This is a genomic window from Paraburkholderia dipogonis, assembly GCF_046027395.1.
Lineage (GTDB): Bacteria > Pseudomonadota > Gammaproteobacteria > Burkholderiales > Burkholderiaceae > Paraburkholderia > Paraburkholderia dipogonis_A.
In genome coordinates this window covers 115,637-139,575 of sequence record NZ_JAQQEG010000014.1, presented here as the reverse complement: position 1 = coordinate 139,575, position 23,939 = coordinate 115,637, and the positions used below count along the sequence as shown (strand labels likewise).

21 protein-coding genes and 1 pseudogene are annotated in these 23,939 nt (G+C 62.8%); 13 read left to right on the top strand and 9 right to left on the bottom strand.

The genetic code is table 11. The features are described from left to right. Window position 1 precedes the first annotated feature (1 nt). The 5 genes from PQR32_RS16290 to PQR32_RS16270 are packed head-to-tail and all read left to right on the top strand — an operon-like array spanning window position 2 to window position 4,374. Window positions 2–613 carry an MSMEG_0567/Sll0786 family nitrogen starvation N-acetyltransferase gene (locus tag PQR32_RS16290; protein ID WP_408228534.1) on the top strand — a complete coding sequence of 204 codons (612 nt, stop codon included), beginning with the start codon at window positions 2–4 and terminating at the stop codon, window positions 611–613. Beyond that, complete coding sequence (locus PQR32_RS16285) at window positions 610–1,593, top strand: sll0787 family AIR synthase-like protein (RefSeq protein WP_408228531.1); 984 nt, start codon at window positions 610–612, stop codon at window positions 1,591–1,593. The genes PQR32_RS16290 and PQR32_RS16285 overlap by 4 nt, the downstream gene beginning before the upstream one ends. Then, on the top strand, window positions 1,590–2,759 hold the full coding sequence (locus tag PQR32_RS16280; RefSeq protein WP_408228528.1) for an MSMEG_0565 family glycosyltransferase: 1,170 nt from the start codon (window positions 1,590–1,592) through the stop codon (window positions 2,757–2,759). Before PQR32_RS16285 ends, PQR32_RS16280 begins: the two co-directional genes overlap by 4 nt. Before the next feature lie 14 nt (window positions 2,760–2,773). Further along, a complete protein-coding gene (locus PQR32_RS16275) occupies window positions 2,774–3,058 on the top strand; it encodes an MSMEG_0570 family nitrogen starvation response protein (RefSeq protein ID WP_408228525.1) in 285 nt (94 codons plus the stop codon). A gap of 26 nt (window positions 3,059–3,084) precedes the next feature. Then, a complete protein-coding gene (locus tag PQR32_RS16270; protein WP_408228522.1) occupies window positions 3,085–4,374 on the top strand; it encodes an MSMEG_0569 family flavin-dependent oxidoreductase in 1,290 nt (429 codons plus the stop codon). A gap of 100 nt (window positions 4,375–4,474) precedes the next feature. Here PQR32_RS16270 and PQR32_RS16265 read toward each other — a convergent pair whose 3' ends face one another. Beyond that, window positions 4,475–6,586, bottom strand: coding sequence for a phosphocholine-specific phospholipase C (locus tag PQR32_RS16265; protein WP_408228519.1), 2,112 nt, complete (start codon window positions 6,584–6,586; stop codon window positions 4,475–4,477). Between the two features lie 81 nt (window positions 6,587–6,667). Then, on the bottom strand, window positions 6,668–6,994 hold the full coding sequence (locus PQR32_RS16260; RefSeq protein WP_408228516.1) for a hypothetical protein: 327 nt from the start codon (window positions 6,992–6,994) through the stop codon (window positions 6,668–6,670). 172 nt (window positions 6,995–7,166) lie between these two features. On the opposite strand from PQR32_RS16260, the pseudogene PQR32_RS16255 reads away from it, so the two are divergent. Beyond that, window positions 7,167–7,390 (top strand): annotated as a pseudogene (locus tag PQR32_RS16255) (GntT/GntP/DsdX family permease); the annotation flags it as partial. Between the two features lie 55 nt (window positions 7,391–7,445). On the opposite strand, the gene PQR32_RS16250 reads toward PQR32_RS16255, so the two are convergent. The 4 genes from PQR32_RS16250 to PQR32_RS16235 all read right to left on the bottom strand — a co-directional run bounded on the left by PQR32_RS16250 (window position 7,446) and on the right by PQR32_RS16235 (window position 12,083). Continuing rightward, window positions 7,446–8,300, bottom strand: coding sequence for an alpha/beta fold hydrolase (locus PQR32_RS16250; RefSeq protein WP_408228513.1), 855 nt, complete (start codon window positions 8,298–8,300; stop codon window positions 7,446–7,448). An 8-nt stretch (window positions 8,301–8,308) separates the two neighbouring features. Then, window positions 8,309–9,901 (bottom strand): benzoate-CoA ligase family protein, encoded by a 1,593-nt coding sequence (locus tag PQR32_RS16245; protein ID WP_408228510.1) that lies wholly within the window; start codon window positions 9,899–9,901, stop codon window positions 8,309–8,311. 110 nt (window positions 9,902–10,011) lie between these two features. After that, entirely contained in the window at window positions 10,012–11,607 is a 1,596-nt protein-coding gene (locus tag PQR32_RS16240; protein WP_408228508.1) for a 3,4-dehydroadipyl-CoA semialdehyde dehydrogenase, read from the bottom strand. A gap of 8 nt (window positions 11,608–11,615) precedes the next feature. Continuing rightward, complete coding sequence (locus tag PQR32_RS16235; protein WP_408228505.1) at window positions 11,616–12,083, bottom strand: DUF4863 family protein; 468 nt, start codon at window positions 12,081–12,083, stop codon at window positions 11,616–11,618. Window positions 12,084–12,276: 193 nt separating this feature from the next. Between PQR32_RS16235 and PQR32_RS16230 the strand changes: the two genes are divergently transcribed. The 4 genes from PQR32_RS16230 to boxA all read left to right on the top strand — a co-directional run bounded on the left by PQR32_RS16230 (window position 12,277) and on the right by boxA (window position 17,884). Further along, a complete protein-coding gene (locus tag PQR32_RS16230; RefSeq protein ID WP_408228502.1) occupies window positions 12,277–13,260 on the top strand; it encodes a helix-turn-helix transcriptional regulator in 984 nt (327 codons plus the stop codon). 117 nt (window positions 13,261–13,377) lie between these two features. Further along, window positions 13,378–15,048: a 2,3-epoxybenzoyl-CoA dihydrolase gene (gene boxC / locus PQR32_RS16225; RefSeq protein ID WP_408228499.1), complete on the top strand. Its 1,671-nt coding sequence runs from the start codon at window positions 13,378–13,380 to the stop codon at window positions 15,046–15,048. A 113-nt stretch (window positions 15,049–15,161) separates the two neighbouring features. After that, window positions 15,162–16,589, top strand: a complete 1,428-nt coding sequence (gene boxB / locus PQR32_RS16220) for a benzoyl-CoA 2,3-epoxidase subunit BoxB (protein ID WP_408228496.1) — start codon at window positions 15,162–15,164, stop codon at window positions 16,587–16,589. 53 nt (window positions 16,590–16,642) lie between these two features. Next, window positions 16,643–17,884, top strand: coding sequence for a benzoyl-CoA 2,3-epoxidase subunit BoxA (gene boxA / locus PQR32_RS16215; RefSeq protein WP_408228493.1), 1,242 nt, complete (start codon window positions 16,643–16,645; stop codon window positions 17,882–17,884). A gap of 54 nt (window positions 17,885–17,938) precedes the next feature. Here the strand turns inward: boxA and PQR32_RS16210 are convergent, their stop codons facing one another. The 3 genes from PQR32_RS16210 to PQR32_RS16200 all read right to left on the bottom strand — a co-directional run bounded on the left by PQR32_RS16210 (window position 17,939) and on the right by PQR32_RS16200 (window position 19,402). Continuing rightward, window positions 17,939–18,334, bottom strand: coding sequence for a type II toxin-antitoxin system VapC family toxin (locus PQR32_RS16210; protein WP_408228490.1), 396 nt, complete (start codon window positions 18,332–18,334; stop codon window positions 17,939–17,941). Then, the gene (locus PQR32_RS16205) at window positions 18,331–18,567 is read right to left on the bottom strand and encodes a type II toxin-antitoxin system Phd/YefM family antitoxin (RefSeq protein WP_408228487.1); all 237 of its coding nucleotides are present in this window, start codon (window positions 18,565–18,567) and stop codon (window positions 18,331–18,333) included. The genes PQR32_RS16210 and PQR32_RS16205 overlap by 4 nt, the downstream gene beginning before the upstream one ends. A gap of 85 nt (window positions 18,568–18,652) precedes the next feature. Beyond that, window positions 18,653–19,402 carry a TetR/AcrR family transcriptional regulator gene (locus tag PQR32_RS16200; RefSeq protein ID WP_408228484.1) on the bottom strand — a complete coding sequence of 250 codons (750 nt, stop codon included), beginning with the start codon at window positions 19,400–19,402 and terminating at the stop codon, window positions 18,653–18,655. A gap of 301 nt (window positions 19,403–19,703) precedes the next feature. On the opposite strand from PQR32_RS16200, the gene PQR32_RS16195 reads away from it, so the two are divergent. The 3 genes from PQR32_RS16195 to preA all read left to right on the top strand — a co-directional run bounded on the left by PQR32_RS16195 (window position 19,704) and on the right by preA (window position 23,856). Continuing rightward, window positions 19,704–20,984, top strand: coding sequence for a Zn-dependent hydrolase (locus tag PQR32_RS16195; protein ID WP_408228481.1), 1,281 nt, complete (start codon window positions 19,704–19,706; stop codon window positions 20,982–20,984). A 124-nt stretch (window positions 20,985–21,108) separates the two neighbouring features. Then, entirely contained in the window at window positions 21,109–22,458 is a 1,350-nt protein-coding gene (locus PQR32_RS16190; RefSeq protein WP_408228478.1) for an NAD(P)-dependent oxidoreductase, read from the top strand. Between the two features lie 63 nt (window positions 22,459–22,521). Continuing rightward, window positions 22,522–23,856, top strand: a complete 1,335-nt coding sequence (preA, locus tag PQR32_RS16185; protein WP_408228475.1) for an NAD-dependent dihydropyrimidine dehydrogenase subunit PreA — start codon at window positions 22,522–22,524, stop codon at window positions 23,854–23,856. The last annotated feature ends 83 nt before the right edge of the window (window positions 23,857–23,939 follow it).

Here is a 23,939-nt window from a genome sequence, read left to right as displayed (position 1 = left end):
CATGTTCGGTGAAGCGATTGCAGGCGAGGCGCTGGACGGTGACGTCGTTTTCGCGCCGTATGTGCCGGGCGAGTTCCGGACCAAGTGGACCACATTGAATTGGGAAGCCGAAGAGGCGTTCAAATTGCGGCGCGCGGTGTTCTGCGCCGAACAGGGCATTTTCGTCGGGGATGATCGCGACGATATCGATCAGCACGCGCAGCAACTGGTAACCGTCAGTTGCCTCGGTGCCATGCCGGAGCAGGTGGTCGGCACCGTACGCATTCATCGCGATCACGACAACGTGTGGTTCGGTTCGCGCCTCGCCGTGCACGCGGCTTTTCGCCGACACGGAAAGATCGGCGCGACGCTGATTCGTCTCGCGGTCAGCAGTGCGCATGCGCTCGGCTGTGAGACGTTTCTGGCGCATGTGCAGAGCCAGAATGTGCCGCTCTTTCGGGCGATGTATTGGGACGTGCTTGCGGAGGAAACTTTGCTCGGCAGGCCGCATCATCTGATGCAGGCGCAATTGGACCGTTATCCGCCGTGTATGACGCCTTATGGCGGCTTTGTCACGCGGACACAAGCGCAAGCGCATTCGCGTCGTCTCGAGCCCGCGCGGAGTGCGGCATGACCGTCGCCGACCTCGTCGCCAGCTTGCGCGAAAGCCGCGGGTTCCGGCACAAGACCGATATCGTCGACGTGGTCGGTTCACTGGCGAAGTGTTTGCCTGGCGGCACGCGCGATCTCGCGCAAGCCGTGGCGCTCGGCGACGACTGCGCCGCGCTCGCCGATGGCGACGGCTATCTGCTCTTCGCCATCGAAGGCATGGTCAGCGATTTCGTGAGCGCCATGCCCTGGTTCGCCGGCTACAGCAGCGTGATGGTCAACGTCAGCGATATCTATGCAATGGGCGGCCGGCCGCTGGCGGTAGTGGATGCACTATGGAGTCCGGGCATCGGTGCGGCCGAGGAGGTGTTGGCGGGCATGGCGGCGGCCTCCGTCGCGTACGGCGTGCCGATTGTCGGCGGCCACACGAATACGCGCAGCGACGCGGCGCAACTGGCGGTGTCGATTGTCGGCCGCGCCAAGGCGTTGCTGTCGAGCTTCAACGCGAAACCGGGCGACAGTCTGATGATGGCAGTCGATCTACGCGGCCGTTTTGAAGAACCGTATCCATTCTGGAACGCTTCCGTGGATGCGCCGCCGGAGCGTCTGCGCGGCGATCTCGAACTGCTGCCCCAACTGGCGGAAAGCGGTCTGTGCGACGCCGCGAAAGATATCAGCATGGCGGGGACGCTCGGCACGGCGCTGATGTTGCTCGAATGTTCGAAGGTGGGAGCGCGGATCGATCTCGCGCGCATTCCCAAGCCTGACGGCGTGACGCTGGAGCGCTGGGTGACTGCGTTCCCGAGTTTTGGCTATCTGCTATCCGTGCGGCCGGAGCATGTCGATACCGTGCAGTCGCAGTTCGACGCGCGCGCTCTCTCGTGCGCAGTGATCGGTTCCGTCGATGCTACGAGCCAGGTTGTTCTGCATCAGCGTGACGATGTTGCAATGCTATGGGACTTTCAGCGCGAACCATTCATCGTCGGAAAGGGTGACGTGAAATGAGCGCGTTGCGTATCGCCTTGCTGACGCACTCGGTCAATCCGCGCGGCGGTGTCGTGCATACGCTGGAACTGGCGATGGCGTTGACGATGCTTGGGTACGACGTGACGGTGTTCGTGCCGGCCGCGCCTGGCGAGACGCTGTTTCGTCTGCCGACGTGCCGCGTGGTGTATGCGCCTATTTTTTTGACTCAGGCCGATACCGTTGCGATGGTCGAGGCGCGGATCGATGCGTTCCGGCGAGCATTGCTCGAACACGACGCAGCCGCGTTCGACGTGCTGCATGCGCAGGACAGCATCAGCGGCAATGCACTCGCCGAGTTGAAGGCGGAGGGCTTCATTCACGGCTTCATGCGTACCGTGCACCACCTGGATCATTTCGACGATCTCAAGTTAGCGGCCTGGCAACGGCGCGCGTATCAGGACGCGGATCAGGTGTTGTGCGTGAGTGACACATGGACGCGTGAAATGCGATCCGTGTATGGCATCAGCGCCATTACCGTGCCGAACGGTGTGGACGTGGAGCGTTTTTCTTGCCGGCAGGATCAACACGACGGGCAACTCAGGCAGCGCTTCGGCATCGACGGTGGACCTGTCGTGCTGGCAGTGGGCGGCATCGAAGCGCGCAAGAACACGCTGGCGTTGCTCGAAGCGTTCGCGTCCGTGCGCCGGAACGTGCCGCAAGCGCAACTCGTCATCGCGGGCGGTGCGAGCCTGCTCGACCATGACGCCTATGGCCGCCGCCTGCGGCAACGCGCGCGCGAGCTGGGCCTGTCCATCGGACAGCATGAAAGCGTCGTGATCACCGGCCCGCTCGAAGACGCTGTTATGCCCGCCTTGTTTCGATGCGCCGATGTCCTCTCAATGGTGTCGTTGCGGGAAGGTTTCGGTCTGGTCGTCCTGGAGGCACTCGCGAGCGGCACGCCGGTGGTGGTGTCGTCGATTGCGCCATTCACCGAGTATCTCGACGACACCACTTGCTACTGGGCCGATCCACTCGACGTCAATTCGATCGCCGCGGCACTGAAGCGTGCATTGAGCGGCCGTGGCATCGACTTCGAGCACGCCGTGCCTGCGTTGCTCGCGCACTTTAGCTGGGCAGCGAGCGCCCAGCATCACGTAGACGCCTACCGCCGGTTCCACGCGAAGCGCGCTCTGCTTACTCATTGATTCGAGGATTAGCGATGCCTGTCATGCACTTTCGCATTCAATGGCCCGATGGCGACGAAGCGAACTGTTATTCGCCTTCGCTCGTGATCGGCGACTTTTTCACACCGGGCAAGGCCTACGCGCTGGAAGATTTCGTCGCGCGATCGCGGCAGGCGCTGGGTATCGCGTCCGAGCGGGTGCGCGAGAAATACGGCTTTGCCTGCTCGGCGGCGATGGACCAGCTCGCGCAGATCGAGCGCGACGCGGCGCGCTTTCGCGATCGGCCGGAGGCGACCGTCAAGGTCATCGAATTCAGCTAGGCGCTTATTTTTTCAGAGGACGCATCATGTCAAATCCAGCACATCACGCGCGCGCCGCTGGCCATTACAGCGTGCTCGTCATCGGCGGCGGGCAGGCGGGTCTGTCGGTCAGTTACTACCTCAAGCAGGCCGGCATCGACCATCTGGTCGTGGAGAAGAACACCGTGACGCACACGTGGCGCGAGCAGCGCTGGGACGCATTCTGTCTCGTCACACCGAACTGGCAATGCGCGCTGCCCGGTTATCCGTATCGTGGCGACGATCCGCACGGCTTCATGAAAAAGGACGAGATCGTCGCATACCTCGACGGCTTCATTGAACACGTCGATGCGCCGCTGATGGAACGCACTGAAGTCAAACGCGTCAAGCAGCGCGACGACGGCGTCTACGCGATCACGACGACGCAGGGCGAATTCACCGCGGATCAGGTGGTGGTGGCCTCGGGCGGCTATCACACGCCGATCGTGCCGCGCCTTGCCGAGCGCTTGCCCGCGCGGATCGTGCAATTGCAGTCGTCGGCGTATCGCAACCCGCAGGCGCTGCCTGATGGCGCGGTGATGGTGGTCGGCACAGGGCAGTCCGGCGCGCAGATCGCTGAAGATTTGCATCTAGCTGGCCGCAAGGTGGTGCTGGCGGTGGGCGAGGCGCCGCGTTGCGCGCGCTTCTATCGGGGGCGCGACGTGGTCGACTGGCTCGCCGACATGCAGTACTACGACATGCCGGTCGAAAAGCATCCGTTGCGCGAGGGTGTGCGCGACAACACCAATCACTACGTGACGGGCCGCGACGGTGGCCGCGATATCGACCTGCGCAAGTTCGCCGCCGAAGGCATGGAGTTGTACGGCAGGCTCGACGATCTGCGCGACGGCCAATTCCAGTTCTCGCCCACACTCGCGGCCAATCTCGACGCGGCGGACGATACGTATAACCGGATCAACGTGAGCATCGACGGCTTCATCGAGAAGCACGGTATCGATGCGCCGGCGGGTGGCGCCTATGAACCTGTGTGGCGGCCGGCGCAAGAGCGCACTACGCTCGATGTGGAAGCGAGCGGCATTGCCGCGATCATCTGGTGTATCGGCTTTACGCCGGACTTCAGCTGGCTCGATGCCCCCGTGTTCAACGGTCGCGGTTATCCGGCGCATACGCGCGGCATTACGCCGATCGACGGCTTGTATTTCGTCGGCTTGCCGTGGCTGCATACGTGGGGCTCGGGGCGTTTCTCCGGCGTCGCACGCGATGCGGAGTTCATCGTGCACGCGATTCGCGAGAAGGCACGCGAACGCGCGTCCTTATCGGCCGCCGTCGCCGCATGACGTTGCTCTGCGCAAGTGCTAAGGATGGAGCAAGAAAAAACGGCCGCTGCAGTCTACATCGCAGCGGCCGTTGTATTTCACCGAAACGTTCGGCTAAGGCTTAACTACCCAGCGCCGGATCGCTCATGCTGCTCTTGCCGGTCTCGACGTGTCCGGCAAAACGCCGCGCGAACAGCGGATCCGTGTTGACCGTAATGGCCAGGTCGTACCAGCCGTGGGCGTTGCGCAGATCGAGGTAGAGCTGGTCAGTATCCCCGCCGCGCACCGTATGCCTGATCACGTTGTTCGGGTCGTACGCGTTGATGATCTTGAACTGGGAAGGCGCGCTGCCCACGTTTTCCAGGCGCAATTGCAGATTGCCGTTCGAGACGTCATAACCTTCTTCAACTTCAGGCCGCGCAATGTCGGAGCCGTTCCACCAGCTGCGCGAAACCGGCTTGCCCGCGAAGCGGCGCAGAAAGCCATTCGGGCCGTACACGGTGAAGTCATAGCTACCGTCGGCGTTCAACGGCAACTGATCCTGCAGCCGCTTACCGGCTTCGACCGTATAGGTGCGCGGCGCGTCGAGACTGTGAGCGGCGTAGACGAGAAACACCGCGCCGGCGCGGCCCGTGTTGACGAAACGCATCGTGAGCTGGTTCGTCGCGCCTTCGCCATGCACGCGCACGAACAGCTCGTACGGCAGGGCGCGAGCGGGGCGCACGCCGGGTTCCTGTTTCGGCACCGCCTGAACTGCCGGCGGCAGCGGCACGTAATCCGGATGGCGGTTCTGATCCGGTGGCACATAGCCGCTCGTGCCCGGCAGCGTCGGGAAGGCGTCGTTCGGATTGCTGAAGTTGAACGCCGACAGCAGGTCGCCGCACACCGCGCGGCGCCACGGCGTGATGTTCGATTCGCCGAGATTGCGCTCGTGGCCGAAACGCTTTTCGATGAAGCGGATCACCGACGTGTGGTCGAACAGTTCCGAGCACACGTAGCCGCCTTTCGACCACGGCGACACCACCAGCATCGGCACGCGCGGTCCGAGCCCGTACGGGGCGGCGGGAATCTTCGCATCGCCCGGATAGATTTCGTTGCTGGTGTCGACGGTGGACAATCCGTTCGCGCTCGACGATGGTGCGAACGGAGGCGACATGTGGTCGAAGAAGCCGTCGTTCTCGTCGTAATTGATCAGCAACACCGTCTTGCTCCACACCTCGGGATTGGACGTGAGAATCTGCAAGACCTGATCGATGTACCACGCGCCGTAATTCGTCGGCCAGTTCGGATGCTCGGAATAGGCTTCGGGCGCGACGATCCACGACACTTGCGGCAACGCGTTATTCTGCACGTCGCGCTTGAGAATATCGAAGTAGCCGTCGCCCTTCGCGGCGTTCGTGCCGGTGCGTGCGTTGTCGTAGAGCGGATTGCCGGGCTGCGCGTTGCGGTACTGATTGAAGTAGAGCAGCGAGTTGTCGCCGAAGTTGCCGATGTACGGGTTTTGCGTCCAGCCCCACGAGCCGTTCGCGTCGAGACCGATGCCGATGTCCTGATAGATCTTCCACGAGATGCCCGCGTTTTGCAGCACTTCGGGATAGGTGGACCAGCCGTAGCCGAGCTCGGAGTTGTCGATCACCGGACCGCCGCCGCCGCCGTCGTTGCCTACCCAGCCGCTCCACATGTAGTAGCGGTTCGGGTCCGTCGGTCCCATCAGCGAGCAGTGGTACGCGTCGCAGATCGTGAAGGCGTCGGCGAGCTGATAGTGAAACGGAATGTCCTCGCGTGTGAAATAGGCCATCGTCGTGGCACTCTTGGCGGGCACCCATTGATCGTAGCGGCCGCCGTTCCACGCCGCGTGCGTGCTGGTCCAGTCGTGCGCGAGATCCTGCAGGAATTGCAGACCCAGATTGGGCGCGGTGGGGCGGAACGGCAGCACGTAGCCGATATCCGCTGCGAGCGGTTGATACCACACGGGCTTGCCGTTCGGCAGATTGATCGCGCGCGTATCGCCGAAACCGCGCACGCCCTTGAGCGTGCCGAAGTAGTGGTCGAACGAACGGTTTTCCTGCATCAGCACGACGATGTGCTCGACGTCGCGGATCGTGCCGGTCTTGTTGTTGGCGGGAATGGCGAGCGCGTTGCGAATGCCCAGCGGCAGCATGCTCAACGCGGTGGCGGAACCGGCTGCATGCGCGGCGGAGCGCAGAAAATCACGGCGATTTTTTGAGGTCATGGTATTGGCTTTCGATCTTCAGGGGAGGAACGAGGCACGTGACGCGCGAGCCTCGCCCGCGCGTTGCGTGACACGCGAAACTCAGTCGACGGTGTGGATAACAGGTGCGGCGAGCGGCGTCGACGCGGCGGCGGACAATGCCGGGTCGGCGCTTGATGCAGGTAAGGCAGGGGTTTGAATCGTCAATGCGGCGGGCGCGGGTGAAGCGGAGGACGGATTTGCCGACAGCACCGCAGCGGCGTCGCTGTTTCCGGCGGGACTTTCGGTAGAACCAAGCGCGCGCGTGTCCGGGGCTTTGTCGTCATCGTTGCCGCATGCGCCGAGCAGCATGCACAGCGACACGGCGGCCAATGCGCCCGCCAAACGTTTGCGATGCAAGACAATTGACGGTTTCGACGCAACAGACATGGCAATGTCTCCGGCACGGGGAAGATGCGCCAGGGCATCGGTGTGCCCAGGTCAGCGATGCGAAAGAATAGTCGCTTACCTGTGTAACTTTTGTGAATACGTGGAAATTTGAGGAATTGTTGAGAATTGAGGAAGTCGTCAATCCAGGATCGCGACGATGGCTTCGATCGCCGCCGCGGCCGTCGGCACGGCGGGAGGTATGCGCCCTGAGTTGCTGGTGCTGGCAACCGGCGCGGGTTCGCTGATCCTCTCGCACGTGAACGACGGTGGCTTCTGGCTGGTGAAGGAGTACTTCGGCATGACGGTGCCGCAAACCTTCAAGACGTGGACCGTTTGCGAAACGATCATCTCGGTGACGGCGTTGTTGTTGACGCCGGTTTGTGGACGGTGATCTGAGCGGTTTGCGGGCTATGGCGCAGGCACGTCGTGAAGACGTGCCGCGATCAGGCGCTCAATGATCAAAACGCGTCGCTCGAGAAACGAATGCCGCAATGGCCTCATTCAACGGCTGCGGCGCGTCCCGATGCGGCGAGTGCCCGCAAGCGTCGAGTTTGACCAGTTGCGCGTGCGGCACGTGTGCGGCGATCGTATCGATCTGGGCCATCGTGCCGTAGTTGTCGTCATGGCCTTGCACGGCAAGCAACGGCTTGCGGATAGACGCCAGTTCCCCGGCAATCGACCATTGCCTGAAGGCCGGATTCAGCCAGATGTCGTTCCAGCCATAGAACGCGGAATCGACGTCCGCGTGATAGCGGCTGAGCTTGCTGCGCAGGTCGGTGGTTTCGTAGAGTTCTTTCGTCTGCGCGATACTTTCCACCGAAATATCTTCGACGAAGACATGCGGCGCAATCGCCACCGCGCCAGCCAATTCGTCGGGATGGAGCGCCGCGTACAGCAGCGTGATCGAGCCGCCGTCGCTATGGCCGATCACCCACATGCGCCGGCGTTCGCGCTTATCGATATCGAGTGCGTCGAGCAACGCGGGCAGGATATCGCGCGCTTGCGCCGTCATGAAATCGACCGGCCACTTCACCTCATGCGGACGCGGCGTGGAAAGCCCGTAACCGGGCCGCGAATAGACGAGCCCGCGCATGCCGAGCCGCTCGCACAGCGCTTGCGGCCAGTCGCGCCACATCGCGATCGAACCAAGGCCTTCATGCAGGAAGACGGCGATCGGTGCGCCGACCGCCGCTTCATTCACCCAGCGATACTCGATGCGCAACGGCCCATGCGATACGGTAGCGGGCAAGTCGGCGAAATCGCTGGCGGTCGTTGCTGCAACGTTGGCAATGGCGGGGTTCTGCATAAATCACCTTATGACTGCTCGCGCAATTTGAAGCGTTGAATTTTTCCGGTGGCCGTCTTCGGCAGATCGTCGACGAACACGATATCGCGCGGATATTTATGCGGCGCGAGACGGTCCTTCACGAAGGCCTTCAGCTCATCCGCCAGTATCTCAGACGGCGCGAACTCACGCTTCAACACGACGAACGCGCGAGTCTTGACGAGGCCGCCATGATCGACGCCGACCACCGCCGCTTCGAGCACAGCGTCGTGCTGCACCAGCACCATTTCCACTTCGACGGGCGAAACATACTGGCCGCTCACTTTGAGCATGTCGTCGCTGCGGCCCGCGTAGACATAACAGCCGTTTGTGAGCCGGCAGTACTTGTCGCCGCTGCGGATCCATTCGCCGAGAAAGGTGGCGCGCGTCTTCTCGCGGTTGTTCCAGTACATCACGGCCGCGCTCGGCCCCTTGATATACAGATCGCCGACTTCGCCGTCGGCCACGCCATGACCGGCATCGTCGCGCAACTCGACTTCGTATCCCGGCACCGGACGGCCCGTCGTGCCATATTCGACCGCGCCCGCGCGATTCGACAGGAAGATATGCAGCATTTCAGTCGAGCCGATGCCGTCGAGAATCTCGCAGCCGAAGTGCGCGGTGAAGCGCTCGCCGATTTCACGCGGCAACGCTTCGCCCGCCGAGGTGCAGATACGCATCGCGACATCGGCGCGTGCGGGCAGGTTGGGCGACACCAGCATGTTCGCGTAGAGCGTGGGCACGCCGTAAAACACTGTTGGGCGATGTTTGACGAGGCGCGTGAAAATCGCGTCGGCGGTGGGGCGCTCCGCCATCAGGATCGCCGTGGCGCCGACCGACAGCGGGAACGTCAATCCGTTGCCGAGACCGTACGCAAAGAACAGCTTGGCCGCGGAGAACACCACGTCGCTCTCGGCGATGCCGAGGATCGGCTTCGCATACAGCTCGGCGGTCCAATACAGGTTCGCATGCGTGTGGACGGTGCCCTTCGGTTTGCCGGTCGAACCCGATGAATACAGCCAGAAGGCGATGTCGTCGCAACCCGTTGCGGCGGCTTTGGCGGCGGGCGCGGCGGCGTCGATCAATTCTTCGAGCAAGGGCGCGAGGAGCGGCTCGCCTTCACACGGTTGCGAGACGATCAACTGACAACCGTCATGTTCGGCGGAATCCAACGCCTGCGTCACGTTCTGCAACAGCGCACCTGAGGCGATCACGGCGCGCGCGTGGCTATGCGTGAGCATGTACACGTAATCGGCGGGTGTGAGCAGCGTGTTCGCAACGACTGGCACGACGCCCGCGTAGAGCGCGCCGAGGAAGGCAACCGGTAGGGCGATGGTATCGAGCATCACGAGCAGCACGCGCTCTTCGGGATGTACGCCGAGGGTGCGCAGCGCGCTCGCAAAGCGCCGCGCGCGTTCTTCGAGTTCACCGTAGGTGGTGCTGCCGGCGTCGTCGATATAGGCGGTTTTGGCGGCGCGCGTTTCGTTCAGCCGAAACAGGTAGGCCGTGAAATTGAATAGCGCGGGCGGCGGTTCGACCGTCGCGGCGGGCTGATTCGCCGCCTTGTCCAACAGGGCTTCCATGTGTCTCCTCCATCGGGTGGGCGCGGTCCGGCTGTTCTGTGCTCATGAACCGCTCGATGCTTTTCAGGCTAAAGGGCGTGCTCAGTCCTTATCGCTACACTCGTGGGCTGTCAGGCCGCGGGCAAATGAGTCGCTTGCGTCAGCGCGTCGATTGCCGCGCTTGCCGCCTGGATGGCCGAGCGCCGGTGATAGAAACCCAGCGCGCGCAAGCCGCCGAGTTCTTCGCCGCCGCCCGCGCGGCCCGGGCCGCCATGCAGGGACATCGGCATCACGTTGCCGTGACCGGTTTGACTCTGCTGGACTGAGGGCGAAATGGCATGCACGCGGCCGTGCGAATCCGCGAGTTCCAGCGCGAGGCGGCCGAGATGGGCTTCGTCGTTCGAATAGATCGAGGCGACGAGCGATCCCTGGCCACGTCGCGCGAGAGCGACCGCGTGCGCTTCGGACAGTGCGTTTTCACCGGTGGCGACGCGATAGGGCGCCACGCTCGCGACCGGGCCGAACACTTCGACGTCGTGCACCAGCGTCGCGCTATCCGGATCGTTGACGACGAACAGATGCGGCGCGACGCAAGCGGCGATATTGGCGTCCGCATCGATGAGTGGCACAGCGGAGCCGTCATAGGCGAGCACCGCTTCTTCGCGCAGCGCCGCGATGCCGGCCAGCACGTTCTCGTATTGCTCACGGCTGACCAGCGAGCCCATGCGCACGGCGTCGTTGCGCGGATTGCCGACGGTGATTTTCGCGAGCTTCGCCTTGAGCGCTTCGAGCACGGCTTCAAGTGTGGCCTCGGGGACGAACGCACGACGGATCGCCGTGCATTTCTGCCCGGATTTCACGGTCATTTCCCTCACCACTTCCTTGATGAACAGGTCGAAGGCGGGCGTGTCGGGCGTGGCGTCGGCGCACAGAATCGCGCTGTTCAGGCTGTCGGCTTCGACGTTCAGACGCGCGCCGCGCTGCACAAATGCAGGGTGCGCGCGTAACGTGGCGGCGGTTTCCGCGGAGCCCGTGAACGACACCACATCGAAGGATTGAATCTGATCGAGCAGGCCCGCCGAGCTGCCGCAAATCACCGAGAGCGCGCCGGGCGGCAGAATGCCGGCGTCGACCACGTCGGCGACCATGCGCTGGGTGAGCCAAGCCGTTGCCGTGGCGGGCTTGACGATGACGGGCACGCCGGAGAGCAAGGCCGGCGCGGCTTTTTCCCACAAGCCCCACGACGGAAAGTTGAACGCGTTGATAAAGAGCGCGACGCCGCGTGTCGGCGTGAGCACATGCTGCACGCTGAACGATTGATCCTTGCTCAGCGTGACGCTGTTGCCGTCGCGCAGCGCATGCACCTCGCCGAGCGACGCGCCGAGTTTCGCGTAATACGACAGCGTGAAAATGCCGCCGTCGATATCGACCGCCGAATCGTTGCGCGTTGTGCCCGAGTTCGCGGTGGCGATCGCGTAGTAGTCGTCGCGCTTCGCTTGCAGCAGCTTGACGATATCGGCGAGACGGGCGGCGCGTTGCGCGTAGGTCAGTGAGCGCAACGCGGCGCCGCCGTCATCGCGCGCAAAGCCGAACGCGCGTGGGAGATCGAGGCCCTCGCTCGATACACGCACGAGCGCAACGCCGGTCACCGGATCGGTGAGCGTGACGCCGTCGCCGTCGCCGGCAATCCACTGGCCGGCCACATGGTTCTTCAGGAGTTCGGTCATGGCGGCGCTCACGCGGGAGTGAATTCGATGGCGCCTTGCGGCAGGAGATACAGCACCAGCGCCTGGCCACGCGCCACCGTCGGACGATGCGCGGAGCCGGGCCCGTACACGCACCAGCCGGCCGGGTGGCCGTCGAAGGTGGCGCCTTCGGTCAGCGGCATGATCAGATCGATCTCGCCGTTCGGGTGAACATGATGCGGACCGGCAATATCCTTCATATCGACGACATCGACGGAAAAGCCGTGCGTCTCGGGCAGCGCCTTGAAGATGCGGCCGTAGCGAATGCCACCGCCTTCGCGATTGCACAGCCAGCCTTCGGCGACGCCGGTTCGGCACGCCTCGGCAAGCTCGCGGAACGTGTCGCCGTCCGCCGGATAGGCGTCGTTCAGCCAGTCGGCCAGCGTGCCGTCGAGCGGCCGGCCGGTGAGTTGCCCTGTGACGCCCGCGATCAGGCGCTGGAATTCATGTGGGGACATGCGGGCCTCCAGATCAGCGCCTTCGACCGTCACACGCACGTTAATGCATGCGAGTCGTCGCGCCATCTCCGTGACGCTGCCGAAAAATCTCGACAGCGTTTGTTATTGGATCAATATTTGGCGAAAATTAACCGTTCACTCGGTGCCTGTCAAGCACTATAGTACATGTATCGCAGTTAAGAGGCAGCAAAACATGAACCAAAATTACTCTCCTGCACCGCTGGACGATTCCGCCGACGAAGACGCAGGCCGCACGGAGCGGGCGGCGGAGCGCGGCGGCGAGCGCGAGGAGCGCGATCCGTTTCTGACGGCGATGGGCGAACGTGTGCGCCTCCTGCGCGCGCGCCGCGGCATGACGCGCAAGACACTGGCAACGGAAACCGGCCTGTCGGAGCGCCATCTGGCGAATCTGGAATCGGGTGTGGGCAATGCATCGGTGCTGGTGCTGCGGCAGATCGCCGGCACCTTGAACTGTTCGCTGGCCGAGGTGATCGGCGACGAAACCACCGCTTCCGCCGAATGGCTGCTGATCCGCGAACTGCTGCAGGGACGCGATCAGGCGGCCTTGCAGCGCGCCCGCGTGGCGCTCGCCGAGATGTTCGCGCAGGCGCCGCGCGACCCGCATCGCAAGGACCGGATTGCGTTGATCGGCCTGCGCGGCGCCGGTAAATCGACGCTCGGGCGGATGCTCGCGCAGGAGCGCAAGGTGCCGTTCGTCGAACTCACGCGGGTGATCGAGCAACTGGCGGGCTGCCCGCCGTCGGAGATTCATTCGCTTTACGGCGCGGCCGCTTACCGGCGTTATGAACACCGCGCGCTCGAAGCCGTGATTCAGGAGCACGAGCGAGCGGTGATCGCGTCGCCGGGCGGGCTGGTGTCGGAGTCGGGCACCTTCAATACGTTGCTGTCGCACTGCTATACGGTGTGGCTGCAGGCCGCGCCGGAAGAGCATATGCGCCGCGTCGTCGCGCAGGGCGATCTGCGGCCGATGTCCGGCAACAAGGAGGCGATGGACGACCTGAAGCGCATCCTGGCGGGGCGCGGCGAGCTATACGGCCGCGCTGACATGACCTTCGACACCAGCGAAAAAACGTTGGCCGACGCCTACCTGCAACTGCGCGACCGCCTTGCCGCAAGGCTCGCCGCGGAATCGCCAGATGAGGCGCGCGTGAGCTGAGGTGCATTTCGGCGACCAGGGTTTACTAGCAAACATGCACTAAAGTGCTTTACATGGGTTTGTCGATGCACTATTGTTCAAAAACAGTATTTGCATCGTCCAGTCAGGAGACGCCCCATGTACACAGCAGAAACCGCCGTCGCGCCGGTCGACTACCGCACCGATCCCTCGCAATACAAGCATTGGAAGCTGAGCTTCAACGGTCCCGTTGCGACGCTCGGCATCGATATCGCCGAGGACGGCGGCATTCGTGACGGCTACAAGCTGAAGCTGAATTCGTATGACCTCGGCGTCGACATCGAATTGCACGACGCAATACAGCGCATTCGCTTCGAGCATCCGGAAGTGAAAACCGTGGTGCTGACGAGCCTGAAGGACCGCGTGTTCTGCTCGGGCGCCAACATTTTCATGCTGGGTCTTTCCACGCATGCGTGGAAGGTCAACTTCTGCAAGTTCACCAACGAGACGCGCAACGGCCTGGAAGACTCGTCGCGTCATTCAGGTCTGAAGTTTCTTGCTGCCGTGAACGGTGCGTGCGCCGGCGGGGGCTACGAACTCGCTCTCGCCTGCGATGAGATCTATCTGGTGGATGACCGTTCGTCGTCGGTGTCGCTGCCGGAAGTGCCGCTGCTCGGCGTGCTGCCCGGCACCGGCGGCCTGACGCGCGTCACGGACAAACGCAAGGTGCGGCACGATCGCGCCGACATCTTCTGCACGGTGGTCGAAGGCGTACGTGGCGAGCGCGCTAAAGCATGGCGTCTGGTGGATGAAGTCGTGAAGCCGAACCAGTTCGATCAGGCGATCCAGGCGCGCGCGCTCGAACTCGCTGAACAAAGCGATCGTCCCGCGGACGCAGAAGGCGTTGTGCTCACGCGTATCGAGCGCACCGATCGCGAAGACGGCCTCACTTATAAAACGCTCGACGTCACGATCGACCGCGCGAAGCGCATCGCGACGTTCACGGCCAAAGCGCCGCAAAGCGAACCGCCCACGAGCATCGACGCCATTGTCGCGGCCGGTGTGAACTGGTGGCCGTTGCAATTCGCCCGTGAACTCGATGACGCGATCCTGTGCATGCGCACCAACGAGCTCGCGGTCGGCACGTGGGTCTTCAAGACCGAAGGCGACGCCCGCAATCTGCTCGCCGCGGACGCCTCGCTCATGCAGCACAAAGACCACTGGTTCGTACGCGAGACCATCGGCCTGTTGCGCCGCACGCTGGCGCGCATCGACGTCTCGTCGCGTTCGCTGTTCGCGCTGATCGAGCCGGGCTCGTGCTTTGCCGGCACCTTCGCCGAACTCGCGTTCGCCGCCGATCGCACTTACATGGCGGCGCTGCCTGGCAATGAAGACGAAGAGCCGGCCATCACGCTTTCAGAAGTCAACTTCGGCCTCTATCCGATGGTTACGCATCAGTCGCGTCTCGGCCGGCGTTTCTATGAAGAAACCGAGCCGCTCGACGCCGTGCGCTCCCTGATCGGTCAGCCGATCAAGCCGGTCGAAGCCGAACGCCTCGGCCTCGTGACCGCGTCGCCCGACGACATTGACTGGGCCGACGAAATCCGTATCGCGCTCGAAGAACGCGCCGCGATGTCGCCGGATGCATTGACCGGACTCGAAGCGAATTTGCGCTTCAACGGTCCGGAAACGATGGAGACGCGCATTTTCGGACGTCTCACCGCCTGGCAAAACTGGATCTTCAACCGGCCGAACGCAGTGGGCGAGAAGGGCGCGCTCAAAGTGTACGGCAAGGGCAGCAAGGCGCAATTCGACGTCTCGCGAGTTTGATACGCGCTTGATGGGCGTCTGAACGCCATCAACGCAACGAGCGCGAAACAGGCAGCCAACCGCCCGATACGCGCCTCTCACCGTCACTGCAGTTTCTGAACCAGGAACCGACCATGTCAACGATCAACTACAGCGAAAAGATTCCGAACAACGTCAACCTCGCCGACGACCGGGCGCTGCAGCGCGCGCTCGAACAATGGCAGCCGAATTTCCTGGCGTGGTGGGGCGATATGGGCCCGGAAGGCTCGCACGGCTACGACGTGTATCTGCGCACTGCGGTGAGCGTCGACGCGGGCGGCTGGGCGCATTTCGATCACGTGAAGATGCCGGACTACCGCTGGGGCATTTTCCTGACGCCCGGCGAGCAGGACCGCAAGATCCACTTCGGCGAACACAAGGGCGAAGCGGCCTGGCAGGACGTGCCCGGCGAGCATCGCGCGAATCTGCGCCGCATCATCGTGACGCAGGGCGACACCGAACCGGCGTCGGTCGAGCAGCAGCGCCACCTCGGCTTGACAGCGCCTTCCATGTACGACTTGCGCAACCTGTTCCAGGTCAACGTGGAAGAAGGCCGCCACCTGTGGGCGATGGTGTATCTGCTGCATCGTTACTTCGGCCGCGACGGCCGTGAGGAAGCCGAAGCATTGCTCGGCCGCCGTTCAGGCGACGAAGACAACCCCCGCATTCTCGGCGCGTTCAATGAGAAAACGCCCGACTGGCTCGCGTTTTTCATGTTCACGTACTTCACCGACCGCGACGGCAAGTTCCAGTTGTCGGCGCTCGCCGAGTCGGGCTTCGATCCGCTCGCGCGCACCACGAAGTTCATGCTGACCGAAGAAGCGCATCATATGTTCGTCGGCGAATCGGGTGTGTCTCGTGTGATCCAGCGCACCGCCCAGGTGATGAACGAACTGGGCACGGACGACGTCGCGAAGACTCGCGCGGCCGGCGTGATCGATCTGCCGACCATTCAGCGCTATCTGAACTTCCATTACTCGGTCACGATCGATCTGTTCGGTGCCGATCATTCGTCCAACGCAGCCACGTTCTATAGCTCGGGCCTCAAGGGCCGTTACGAAGAAAACAAGCGCGACGACGATCATCAACTGAACGGCCAGAGCTATAAGCTGCTCGACGTGCAGGACGGCAAACTGGTCGAGCGCGAAGTGCCGATGCTCAACGCCATGAATGAAGTGCTGCGCGACGACTACATCAAGGATTCGGTGGCGGGCGTGGGGCGCTGGAACAAGGTGCTCGAAAAGGCCGGCATCGATTTCCGCATGACGGTGCCGCATAAAGCGTTCAATCGTCAGATCGGCACGTTCGCGGCTACGCGTGTGTCGCCCGACGGCCGCGTGGTCAGCGAAACCGAATGGGCCGCCAACGAAGCGAAATGGCTCGCCACGCCGGAGGACCGTGCTTACGTCGCGTCGTTGATGGGCCGCGTCACGGACGCCGGCAAGTTTGCCAACTGGATCGCGCCGCCCGCGATGGGTGTGAACCGTCAGCCGGTCGATTTCGAATACGTGCGCTTCAACTGAGCGCGCGAGCGGCGCGTGGCACGCTCGCGCCGCACATCAAGGTGGAGGAAGTCATGAACGGCCCAGTATCGATCGAAGTCCTCAGGCAGCATCTGATCGATCCGGAAATCTGCATTCGCTGCAATACGTGCGAAGAGACTTGCCCGGTCGATGCGATCACGCACGACGATAACAACTATGTGGTCAAGGCGGATATCTGCAACGGCTGCATGGCGTGCGTGCCGCCGTGTCCGACCGGCGCGATCGACAACTGGCGCACGGTGCTGAAGGCCGACGCGTATTCGATCGAAGAGCAGTTCACGTGGGACGTCCTGCCGGAACAGAACACGATGGCCGTGCCCGCCGCGGACGAATCGTCGGGCGCGGGCGCGTCCGGCGATAGGCCGGCCGAGGCGAGCGGCATCGAAGTGGATACCGTGCGCGGTTCGGTGGTGCCGCCATGGTCGGCCGCGAAGCCCTATGTGAATCTCTACACGCACAAGGAGCCGACTACCGCGACGGTGGTCGGCAACTACCGGCTCACCGATGGTTCGACCGATAGCGACATTCATCATATCGTGCTCGATTTCGGGTCGATGCCGTTTCCGGTGCTGGAAGGGCAGTCGATCGGCATTCTGCCGCCAGGCGCGAGCGTCGACGGACGCACGCATCACGCGCGTCAGTATTCGATTGCGAGCCCGCGCGATGGTGAACGGCCCGGTTATAACAACGTCTCGCTGACGGTCAAACGCGTAGCACAGCAGCATGGCGACGCGACCGACGGCGTGTGTTCGAACTACCTGTGCGATCTGAAGAAGGGCGACGTCGTCAACGTGATCGGCCCGTTCGGGAGTACGTTCCTGATGCCGAATCATCCGAACTCGCATCTGCTGATGATCTGCACCGGCACGGGTTCAGCGCCGATGCGCGCGATGACCGAGTATCGGCGGCGCAAGCGCTTAAGAGGCGCGACAGGCAAGCTGATGCTGTTCTTCGGCGCACGGACTAAAGAAGAGTTGCCGTACTTCGGGCCGCTCACGAATTTGCCGAAGGATTTCATCGATACCAATCTGGCGTTTTCGCGTACGCCGGGTCAGCCGAAGCGGTACGTTCAGGACGCCATGCGCGAGCGCGCAGTGGACGTGGCGCATATGCTCAAGGACGACAACACGCATATCTACGTGTGCGGGTTGAAGGGCATGGAAGATGGTGTGCTGCAGGCGCTCAAGGAAATCGGCGAGCAGCATCAGCTGGATTGGGAAGCGCTGTGGGTGAAGTTGAGGAAGGAGGGGAGGCTGCATCTGGAGACGTATTGACCGGACGTGGTCCGGTCGCGAATCGGCATGGCCATTGATTGCACGTGCGATGTTTCACCAGATGGTCTTGACGTGTGGATAGGCGCGGATCTTTTCGTCCTTCGTGATGAGCGGGACTGCAAACTTGCGAGCCGTCGCGACGATCATTCGGTCGGCGGGATCTTTATGGAACTCGCCTGGAAGTTCGACCGACTTCGTTGCGATTTCAACATCGACCGGCACAAAGCGTACCGATTCGATCTCGGAAACTTTGGCAAGCCAACTGCTGACATCCATTGACAGCGCGAGCCTTTCTCGCTCTACGAGCATGGCGATCTCCCACGCGGAGATGGCCGAAACGGCGATCTCGCCGTCGGTCAATTCTTGCGCGATAACCGTTTTTGCTTTCTTGCTCAAAGTCGGATCGCCTGTGGCCCACCAAACCAGAGCGTGGGTGTCCAGAACGATCACTCCGCGGCCTCCCAGTTGTCTTCTCCCACCGGCTTGGTGGGGTCATCGTAATGCAAAACTGTGCCGTGCAAGACGTCAAGCGGGCTGCGTTCGACGCCGCGGTAAGGGCGTACTTCTATTGCTGGTTTGCCATGGTCCGTAACAATCATGCTTTCCCCCGTAGCTTCCACTTGCCTGAAATATTCGAGCGCTTTGGCTTTGAATTCCGATTTCGATACCAGATTTCCCGGCATGATTGTACCTATAGTCATATGTCTATAGTCATAATTATAAGATGGAAATGGAAATATCTATAGCGGCCGATATAGACGCATCTATTTATGCGCGGGACTCTGCCGAATCCACTTTCCCCGGCGACACCGCCCCACACGCCCGAATCACCAACTGCACCACTTCCTCCGTCGTCGCATCAAACGCCTTCTGCGTCAACGCACGCTTACCTTTAAGCGCGCGAATCTGCGCATCAAAGTCGGCATAGTGCTGCGTCGTCGCCCAGATCATATACATCAGCGTTTGCGCATTCACCGGCGCGAGCAGCCCACGCGCGATCCAGTCATCGATCACCTTCACGCGGCTGTCGAGCCACGGCTTCACGCGCTCCGTGAGAATGTCCTCCATGTGCTCAGCGCCGTGAATGATCTCGCTCGCCCACACCTTCGAGCCGAGCGGACGGCGGCGCGACAATTCCATTTTCGCGCGCACGTACCCACCGATCGCTTCGACCGGATCGTCGCTGCATTCGAACGTATCCGCCGCGCGATGCCAGTCTTCGAACAGGTCTTCCAGCACGCGTCGGTACAGCGCGAGCTTTGTCGGGAAGTAGTAATGCACGTTAGCTTTCGGTAAGCCCGCACGCTCCGCGATCATCGCGGTGCTGGTGCCGTCGAGTCCGCGCTCGGCAAAAACCGCCTCGGCGCACGCCAGAAGATGGGCTTCATTCGACTCGCGAATGTGCGCCTTGCGCCGCCGCAAAGGTGCGCGGGTTTCCTCGTTTTCCGTGATGTCGGCTGCCACGTCGTCGTCTCTCATGTTCGCCTTCGGCGGCATGGGTGCCGCGTCGCGCTTCATTCTAGTCGTTTGGAACGACGCCCACACGTGCATTCGCTACACGTGGCAACCGCATGCTGCAATGCAATGGCACGCTTCTCGCTATGTTTCCCACCGCACGAAAGGTGTTGATTTGGCGAGCTTAATCGTCTACAACCTGTCCAACTGGACAGGATTGGAAGAGCGGCCGATGCCCCAGGGTTTGCCCTCCGTATAACAGGCGATCGAAGGTGTCGAGCGTGCACCGCCCCCGTGCAGACACGCCCAAAACACGCCGCCGATGCACCAGTTTCATGTCGGTTCACCGAAAGGAGCGAGACGAATGAACGCGGTATCCGAAGCGCTGAAGCACGCCGAACCCGCTACGTCGATCAAGGTCGACGGCAAGCGGTTGTGGGACAGCCTGATGACGATGGCAAAGATCGGCGCGACGCCCAAAGGCGGCGTTTGCCGCCTGGCGCTCACCGACCTCGACAAGGAAGGGCGCGACCTGATCGTTAGCTGGGCGAAGGAAGCCGGTTGCACGGTCAGTGTCGATCAGATGGGCAATGTGTTCATGCGCCGCGCCGGGCGCAATCCCGATGCGCTGCCGGTCATGACCGGTTCGCACGCCGACTCGCAGCCGACCGGCGGCCGCTTTGACGGCATCTACGGCGTGCTGGGTGGCCTCGAAGTGATCCGGAGTCTGAACGATCAAGGCATCGAGACCGAGCATCCGGTCGAAGTGGTGATCTGGACCAACGAGGAAGGCTCGCGCTTCGCGCCCGCGATGGTGGCATCGGGCGTGTTCGCCGGCGTATTTACGCTCGACTACGGCCTGTCGCGCAAGGACGTGGACGGCAAGACCATCGGCGAGGAACTCAAACGCATCGGCTACGCGGGCGATGTTCCATGCGGCGGACGGCCGTTGCACGCGGCGTTCGAATTACATATCGAACAGGGTCCGATTCTCGAGGCGGAGCAGAAAACCATCGGCGTGGTGACCGACGCGCAAGGTCAGCGCTGGTACGAAATCACGCTGACGGGACAAGAGGCGCACGCGGGTCCCACGCCCATGCCGCGTCGTCGCGATGCGTTGCTCGGCGCCGCGCGCGTGGTCGATCTGGTCAATCGCATTGGTCTGGACAACGCGCCGTTCGGCTGCGCGACGGTCGGCATGATGCAGGTCTATCCGAACTCGCGCAACGTGATTCCGGGCCGCGTATTCTTCACCGTCGATTTCCGTCATCCGGACGATGCGGTGCTCGCGAAGATGGACGCCGCGTTGCGTCAGGGCGTGGCCGACATCGCCAACGGCATCGGCTTGGAAACCGAACTCGAGCAGATCTTTTATTACGCGCCAGTCGCATTCGACGAAGCCTGCGTGAAGTCTGTGCGGGCGGCCGCCGAACGCTTCGGTTATCCGCATCGCAACATGGTGTCCGGTGCGGGACACGATGCCTGCTATCTGTCGCAAGTCGCGCCGACCTCGATGGTGTTCGTGCCTTGCGTGGACGGCATTAGTCACAACGAGATCGAGGACGCCACCTTCGAATGGATCGAGGCCGGCGCCAATGTGTTGCTGCATGCCATGCTGGAACGTGCATGCGAGCCGGTTTCATGACGCTTTAGCGGTCGCGGTCGTTTCACCCGCTTCACCGTAGTGCCCATAAAACATGCCGTCCCGGCTCCGCTTGAAGCGCGGCCGGCAGGAGCGGCTACGTCCTCACATCGAAGAAGGAACGAGTATGGCCATCAAGCAAACCGGCGACATTGCCGCTCAACGGCTATCGCCCGAGCAGCTTTCGTGCGAGTTCTCCGACATCGCGCCCTTGCTCGACGCAAGCGCGGCGGCTGCGGCGGCGAGCCGCTGCCACTACTGTTACGACGCGCCATGCGTGAACGCCTGCCCGACGCAAATCGACATCCCCAGCTTCATCCGCAAGATCGGCAACGGCAATCTGAAGGGCGCGGCCGTGGATATTCTGTCGGCCAACCCGCTGGGCGGCATGTGCTCGCGCGTGTGTCCGACAGAGATTCTTTGCGAAGGCGCTTGCGTGCGTAACCATCAGGATGCAAAGCCGGTGGCGATCGGCGCGCTGCAACGTCATGCCACGGACTGGGCGATGGCGCGCGGCGAAGTGCTTTTCAAGCGCGCGGCTGAAACCGGACGGCACGTCGCGGTGGTTGGCGCGGGTCCGGCGGGACTCGCCTGCGCGCACCGGCTCGCGCTGGCCGGCCATGACGTGACGATCTACGACGCGCATGAAAAGGCCGGTGGCCTGAACGAATACGGCATCGCCGCCTATAAAACCGTCGACGACTTTGCGCAGCGTGAAGTGGAGTGGCTATGCTCCGTTGGTGGCATCGAGATTAAACACGGCGTCGCGCTTGGACGCGATGTCGACCTCGACACGCTGCGCAAGCAACACGACGCGGTGTTCCTCGCGATCGGCCTGACGGGCGTGCGGGCGCTCGCCATGGAAGGCGAAGACCTTGGCGGCGTGATGAACGCGGTGGACTTCATCGAACAGGTGCGCAGCGCAAGCGATCTCGGCACGGTGCCGGTGGGCCGTCGCGTCGTCGTGATCGGCGGTGGCAATACGGCGGTGGACGCGGCTGTGCAAAGCCACAAGCTCGGCGCGACGTCGGTGACGATGGTGTACCGGCGCGGCGTCGAAGCAATGAGCGCCACCTGGGCCGAGCGCGACTTCGCGCAGACCAACGGTGTGACGCTCGTCACGCATGCCACGCCGATGCGTTTGATCGGTGACGGCGGGGTAGTCACGGGTGTCGAATTCGCCCGCACGTCGCGCGATGGCGGCGAGGAGCGTTTCGTGGTCGAAGCCGACATGGTGCTCAAGGCGATCGGTCAAACGCTGGTGCCGGTCGGCATCGAGCGGGAGTTGCTGACGTTGGACGGCAGCCGTATCGCGGTCGACGCGAATGGCCAGACCTCGCTGGCGGGCGTATGGGCCGGCGGCGATTGCGCGGCCACCGGCGGCATCGACCTTACGGTGCAAGCGGTGCAGGACGGCAAGGTTGCCGCAGCCGCGATCGATGCGCAGTTCGCTCGCACAGCGGCGAAAGCCGCGTAGAGCGAGTCAAGCCAAGCGAAGCAGCACCCCAGACAAAAAACAGCAGTCCCCAAGGAGCCGAACATGGCCGATCTGCGCTGTACGATTGCCGGCATCACTTCGCCGAATCCTTTCTGGCTCGCCTCCGCGCCGCCGACCGACAAAGCCTATAACGTGAACCGCGCCTTCGAGGCGGGTTGGGGCGGCGTCGTGTGGAAGACGCTCGGCCTCGACCCGCATGTGGTGAACGTCAGTTCGCGCTACGGCGCGGTGCAATGGAACGGCCAGCGTATCGCGGGCCTGAACAACATCGAACTGATCACCGACCGTCCGCTCGACGTCAATCTGCGCGAGATCGCCCAGGTCAAACGCGATTGGCCGGACCGCGCGATGATCGTCTCGCTGATGGTGCCGTGCAACGAACGCGACTGGAAGTGGATCCTGCCGCTCGTCGAAGACACCGGCGCGGATGCGGTCGAATTGAACTTCGGGTGCCCGCATGGCATGAGCGAGCGCGGTATGGGCGCGGCCGTCGGCCAGGTGCCCGAATATATCGAAATGGTCACGCGCTGGGTCAAGGAAGGCTCCAGGCTGCCATGCCTCGTCAAACTCACGCCGAACATCAGCGACATTCGCCTCGGTTCGCGCGCGGCCTACAAGGGCGGCGCGGACGGTGTGTCGCTGATCAACACGATCAACTCGATCGTGGCCGTCGATCTCGATGCGATGTCGCCGTTGCCGATGGTCGATGGCAAAGGCACGCACGGCGGCTACTGCGGCCCGGCCGTGAAGCCGATCGCGCTGAACATGGTCGCGGAAATCGCACGCGACGTGGAAACGCCGAATCTGCCGATCTCCGGCATCGGCGGGATCTCTTCATGGCGCGACGCCGCCGAATTCATGGTGCTCGGCGCGGGCAGCGTACAGGTTTGCACGGCGGCGATGCACTACGGATTCCGTATCGTTTCTGACCTCGCCGACGGCCTCTCCAACTGGATGGACGAAAAAGGCTACGCGACGCTCGACGACATCCGCGGCCGCGCCGTCCCGAACGTCACCGACTGGAAGTACCTGAACCTCAAATACGACATCAAGGCGCGCATCGATCAGGACAAGTGCATCCAGTGCGGCCTGTGCCATATCGCCTGCGAAGACACGGCTCACCAGGCGATCATGAAAGAAAAAGATGGCGTCCGGCATTTTGAAGTGATGGACTCCGAATGTGTCGGCTGCAATCTGTGCATGCACGTGTGTCCGGTCGAGCAGTGCATCACGATGGAGCGCGTGGACAATGGCGAGTACGCGAACTGGACCACGCATCCGAACAATCCGGCGCGCGTGGGCGCGGAGGGAAGCGCAACGGCGGACGCGGCCGAGACCGCCGAGGACGCCCATGCGCACGCGGCAAAAGCGGCCTGAAATACGATGTGGTTAGAAAAAACGCAGCGCTAGTACTGAACCTGTCATTCCCCAAAAAGGCCTGACGCGCCGATAGAAGCCGC

What these genes read in the sequence shown, in the direction of transcription:
- PQR32_RS16285 (WP_408228531.1), top strand. Translation starts at nt 610, where the DNA reads ATGACCGTCGCCGACCTCGTCGCCAGCTTGCGCGAAAGCCGCGGGTTC.
- PQR32_RS16195 (WP_408228481.1), top strand. Translation starts at nt 19,704, where the DNA reads ATGAACGCGGTATCCGAAGCGCTGAAGCACGCCGAACCCGCTACGTCG.
- PQR32_RS16235 (WP_408228505.1), bottom strand. Translation starts at nt 12,083, where the DNA reads ATGTCCCCACATGAATTCCAGCGCCTGATCGCGGGCGTCACAGGGCAA.
- preA (WP_408228475.1), top strand. Translation starts at nt 22,522, where the DNA reads ATGGCCGATCTGCGCTGTACGATTGCCGGCATCACTTCGCCGAATCCT.
- PQR32_RS16200 (WP_408228484.1), bottom strand. Translation starts at nt 19,402, where the DNA reads ATGAAGCGCGACGCGGCACCCATGCCGCCGAAGGCGAACATGAGAGAC.
- PQR32_RS16245 (WP_408228510.1), bottom strand. Translation starts at nt 9,901, where the DNA reads ATGGAAGCCCTGTTGGACAAGGCGGCGAATCAGCCCGCCGCGACGGTC.
- PQR32_RS16190 (WP_408228478.1), top strand. Translation starts at nt 21,109, where the DNA reads ATGGCCATCAAGCAAACCGGCGACATTGCCGCTCAACGGCTATCGCCC.
- PQR32_RS16265 (WP_408228519.1), bottom strand. Translation starts at nt 6,586, where the DNA reads ATGACCTCAAAAAATCGCCGTGATTTTCTGCGCTCCGCCGCGCATGCA.
- boxB (WP_408228496.1), top strand. Translation starts at nt 15,162, where the DNA reads ATGTCAACGATCAACTACAGCGAAAAGATTCCGAACAACGTCAACCTC.
- PQR32_RS16230 (WP_408228502.1), top strand. Translation starts at nt 12,277, where the DNA reads ATGAACCAAAATTACTCTCCTGCACCGCTGGACGATTCCGCCGACGAA.
- PQR32_RS16275 (WP_408228525.1), top strand. Translation starts at nt 2,774, where the DNA reads ATGCCTGTCATGCACTTTCGCATTCAATGGCCCGATGGCGACGAAGCG.
- PQR32_RS16205 (WP_408228487.1), bottom strand. Translation starts at nt 18,567, where the DNA reads ATGCCGGGAAATCTGGTATCGAAATCGGAATTCAAAGCCAAAGCGCTC.
- PQR32_RS16240 (WP_408228508.1), bottom strand. Translation starts at nt 11,607, where the DNA reads ATGACCGAACTCCTGAAGAACCATGTGGCCGGCCAGTGGATTGCCGGC.
- PQR32_RS16290 (WP_408228534.1), top strand. Translation starts at nt 2, where the DNA reads ATGTTCGGTGAAGCGATTGCAGGCGAGGCGCTGGACGGTGACGTCGTT.
- PQR32_RS16270 (WP_408228522.1), top strand. Translation starts at nt 3,085, where the DNA reads ATGTCAAATCCAGCACATCACGCGCGCGCCGCTGGCCATTACAGCGTG.
- PQR32_RS16260 (WP_408228516.1), bottom strand. Translation starts at nt 6,994, where the DNA reads ATGTCTGTTGCGTCGAAACCGTCAATTGTCTTGCATCGCAAACGTTTG.
- boxA (WP_408228493.1), top strand. Translation starts at nt 16,643, where the DNA reads ATGAACGGCCCAGTATCGATCGAAGTCCTCAGGCAGCATCTGATCGAT.
- PQR32_RS16280 (WP_408228528.1), top strand. Translation starts at nt 1,590, where the DNA reads ATGAGCGCGTTGCGTATCGCCTTGCTGACGCACTCGGTCAATCCGCGC.
- PQR32_RS16250 (WP_408228513.1), bottom strand. Translation starts at nt 8,300, where the DNA reads ATGCAGAACCCCGCCATTGCCAACGTTGCAGCAACGACCGCCAGCGAT.
- boxC (WP_408228499.1), top strand. Translation starts at nt 13,378, where the DNA reads ATGTACACAGCAGAAACCGCCGTCGCGCCGGTCGACTACCGCACCGAT.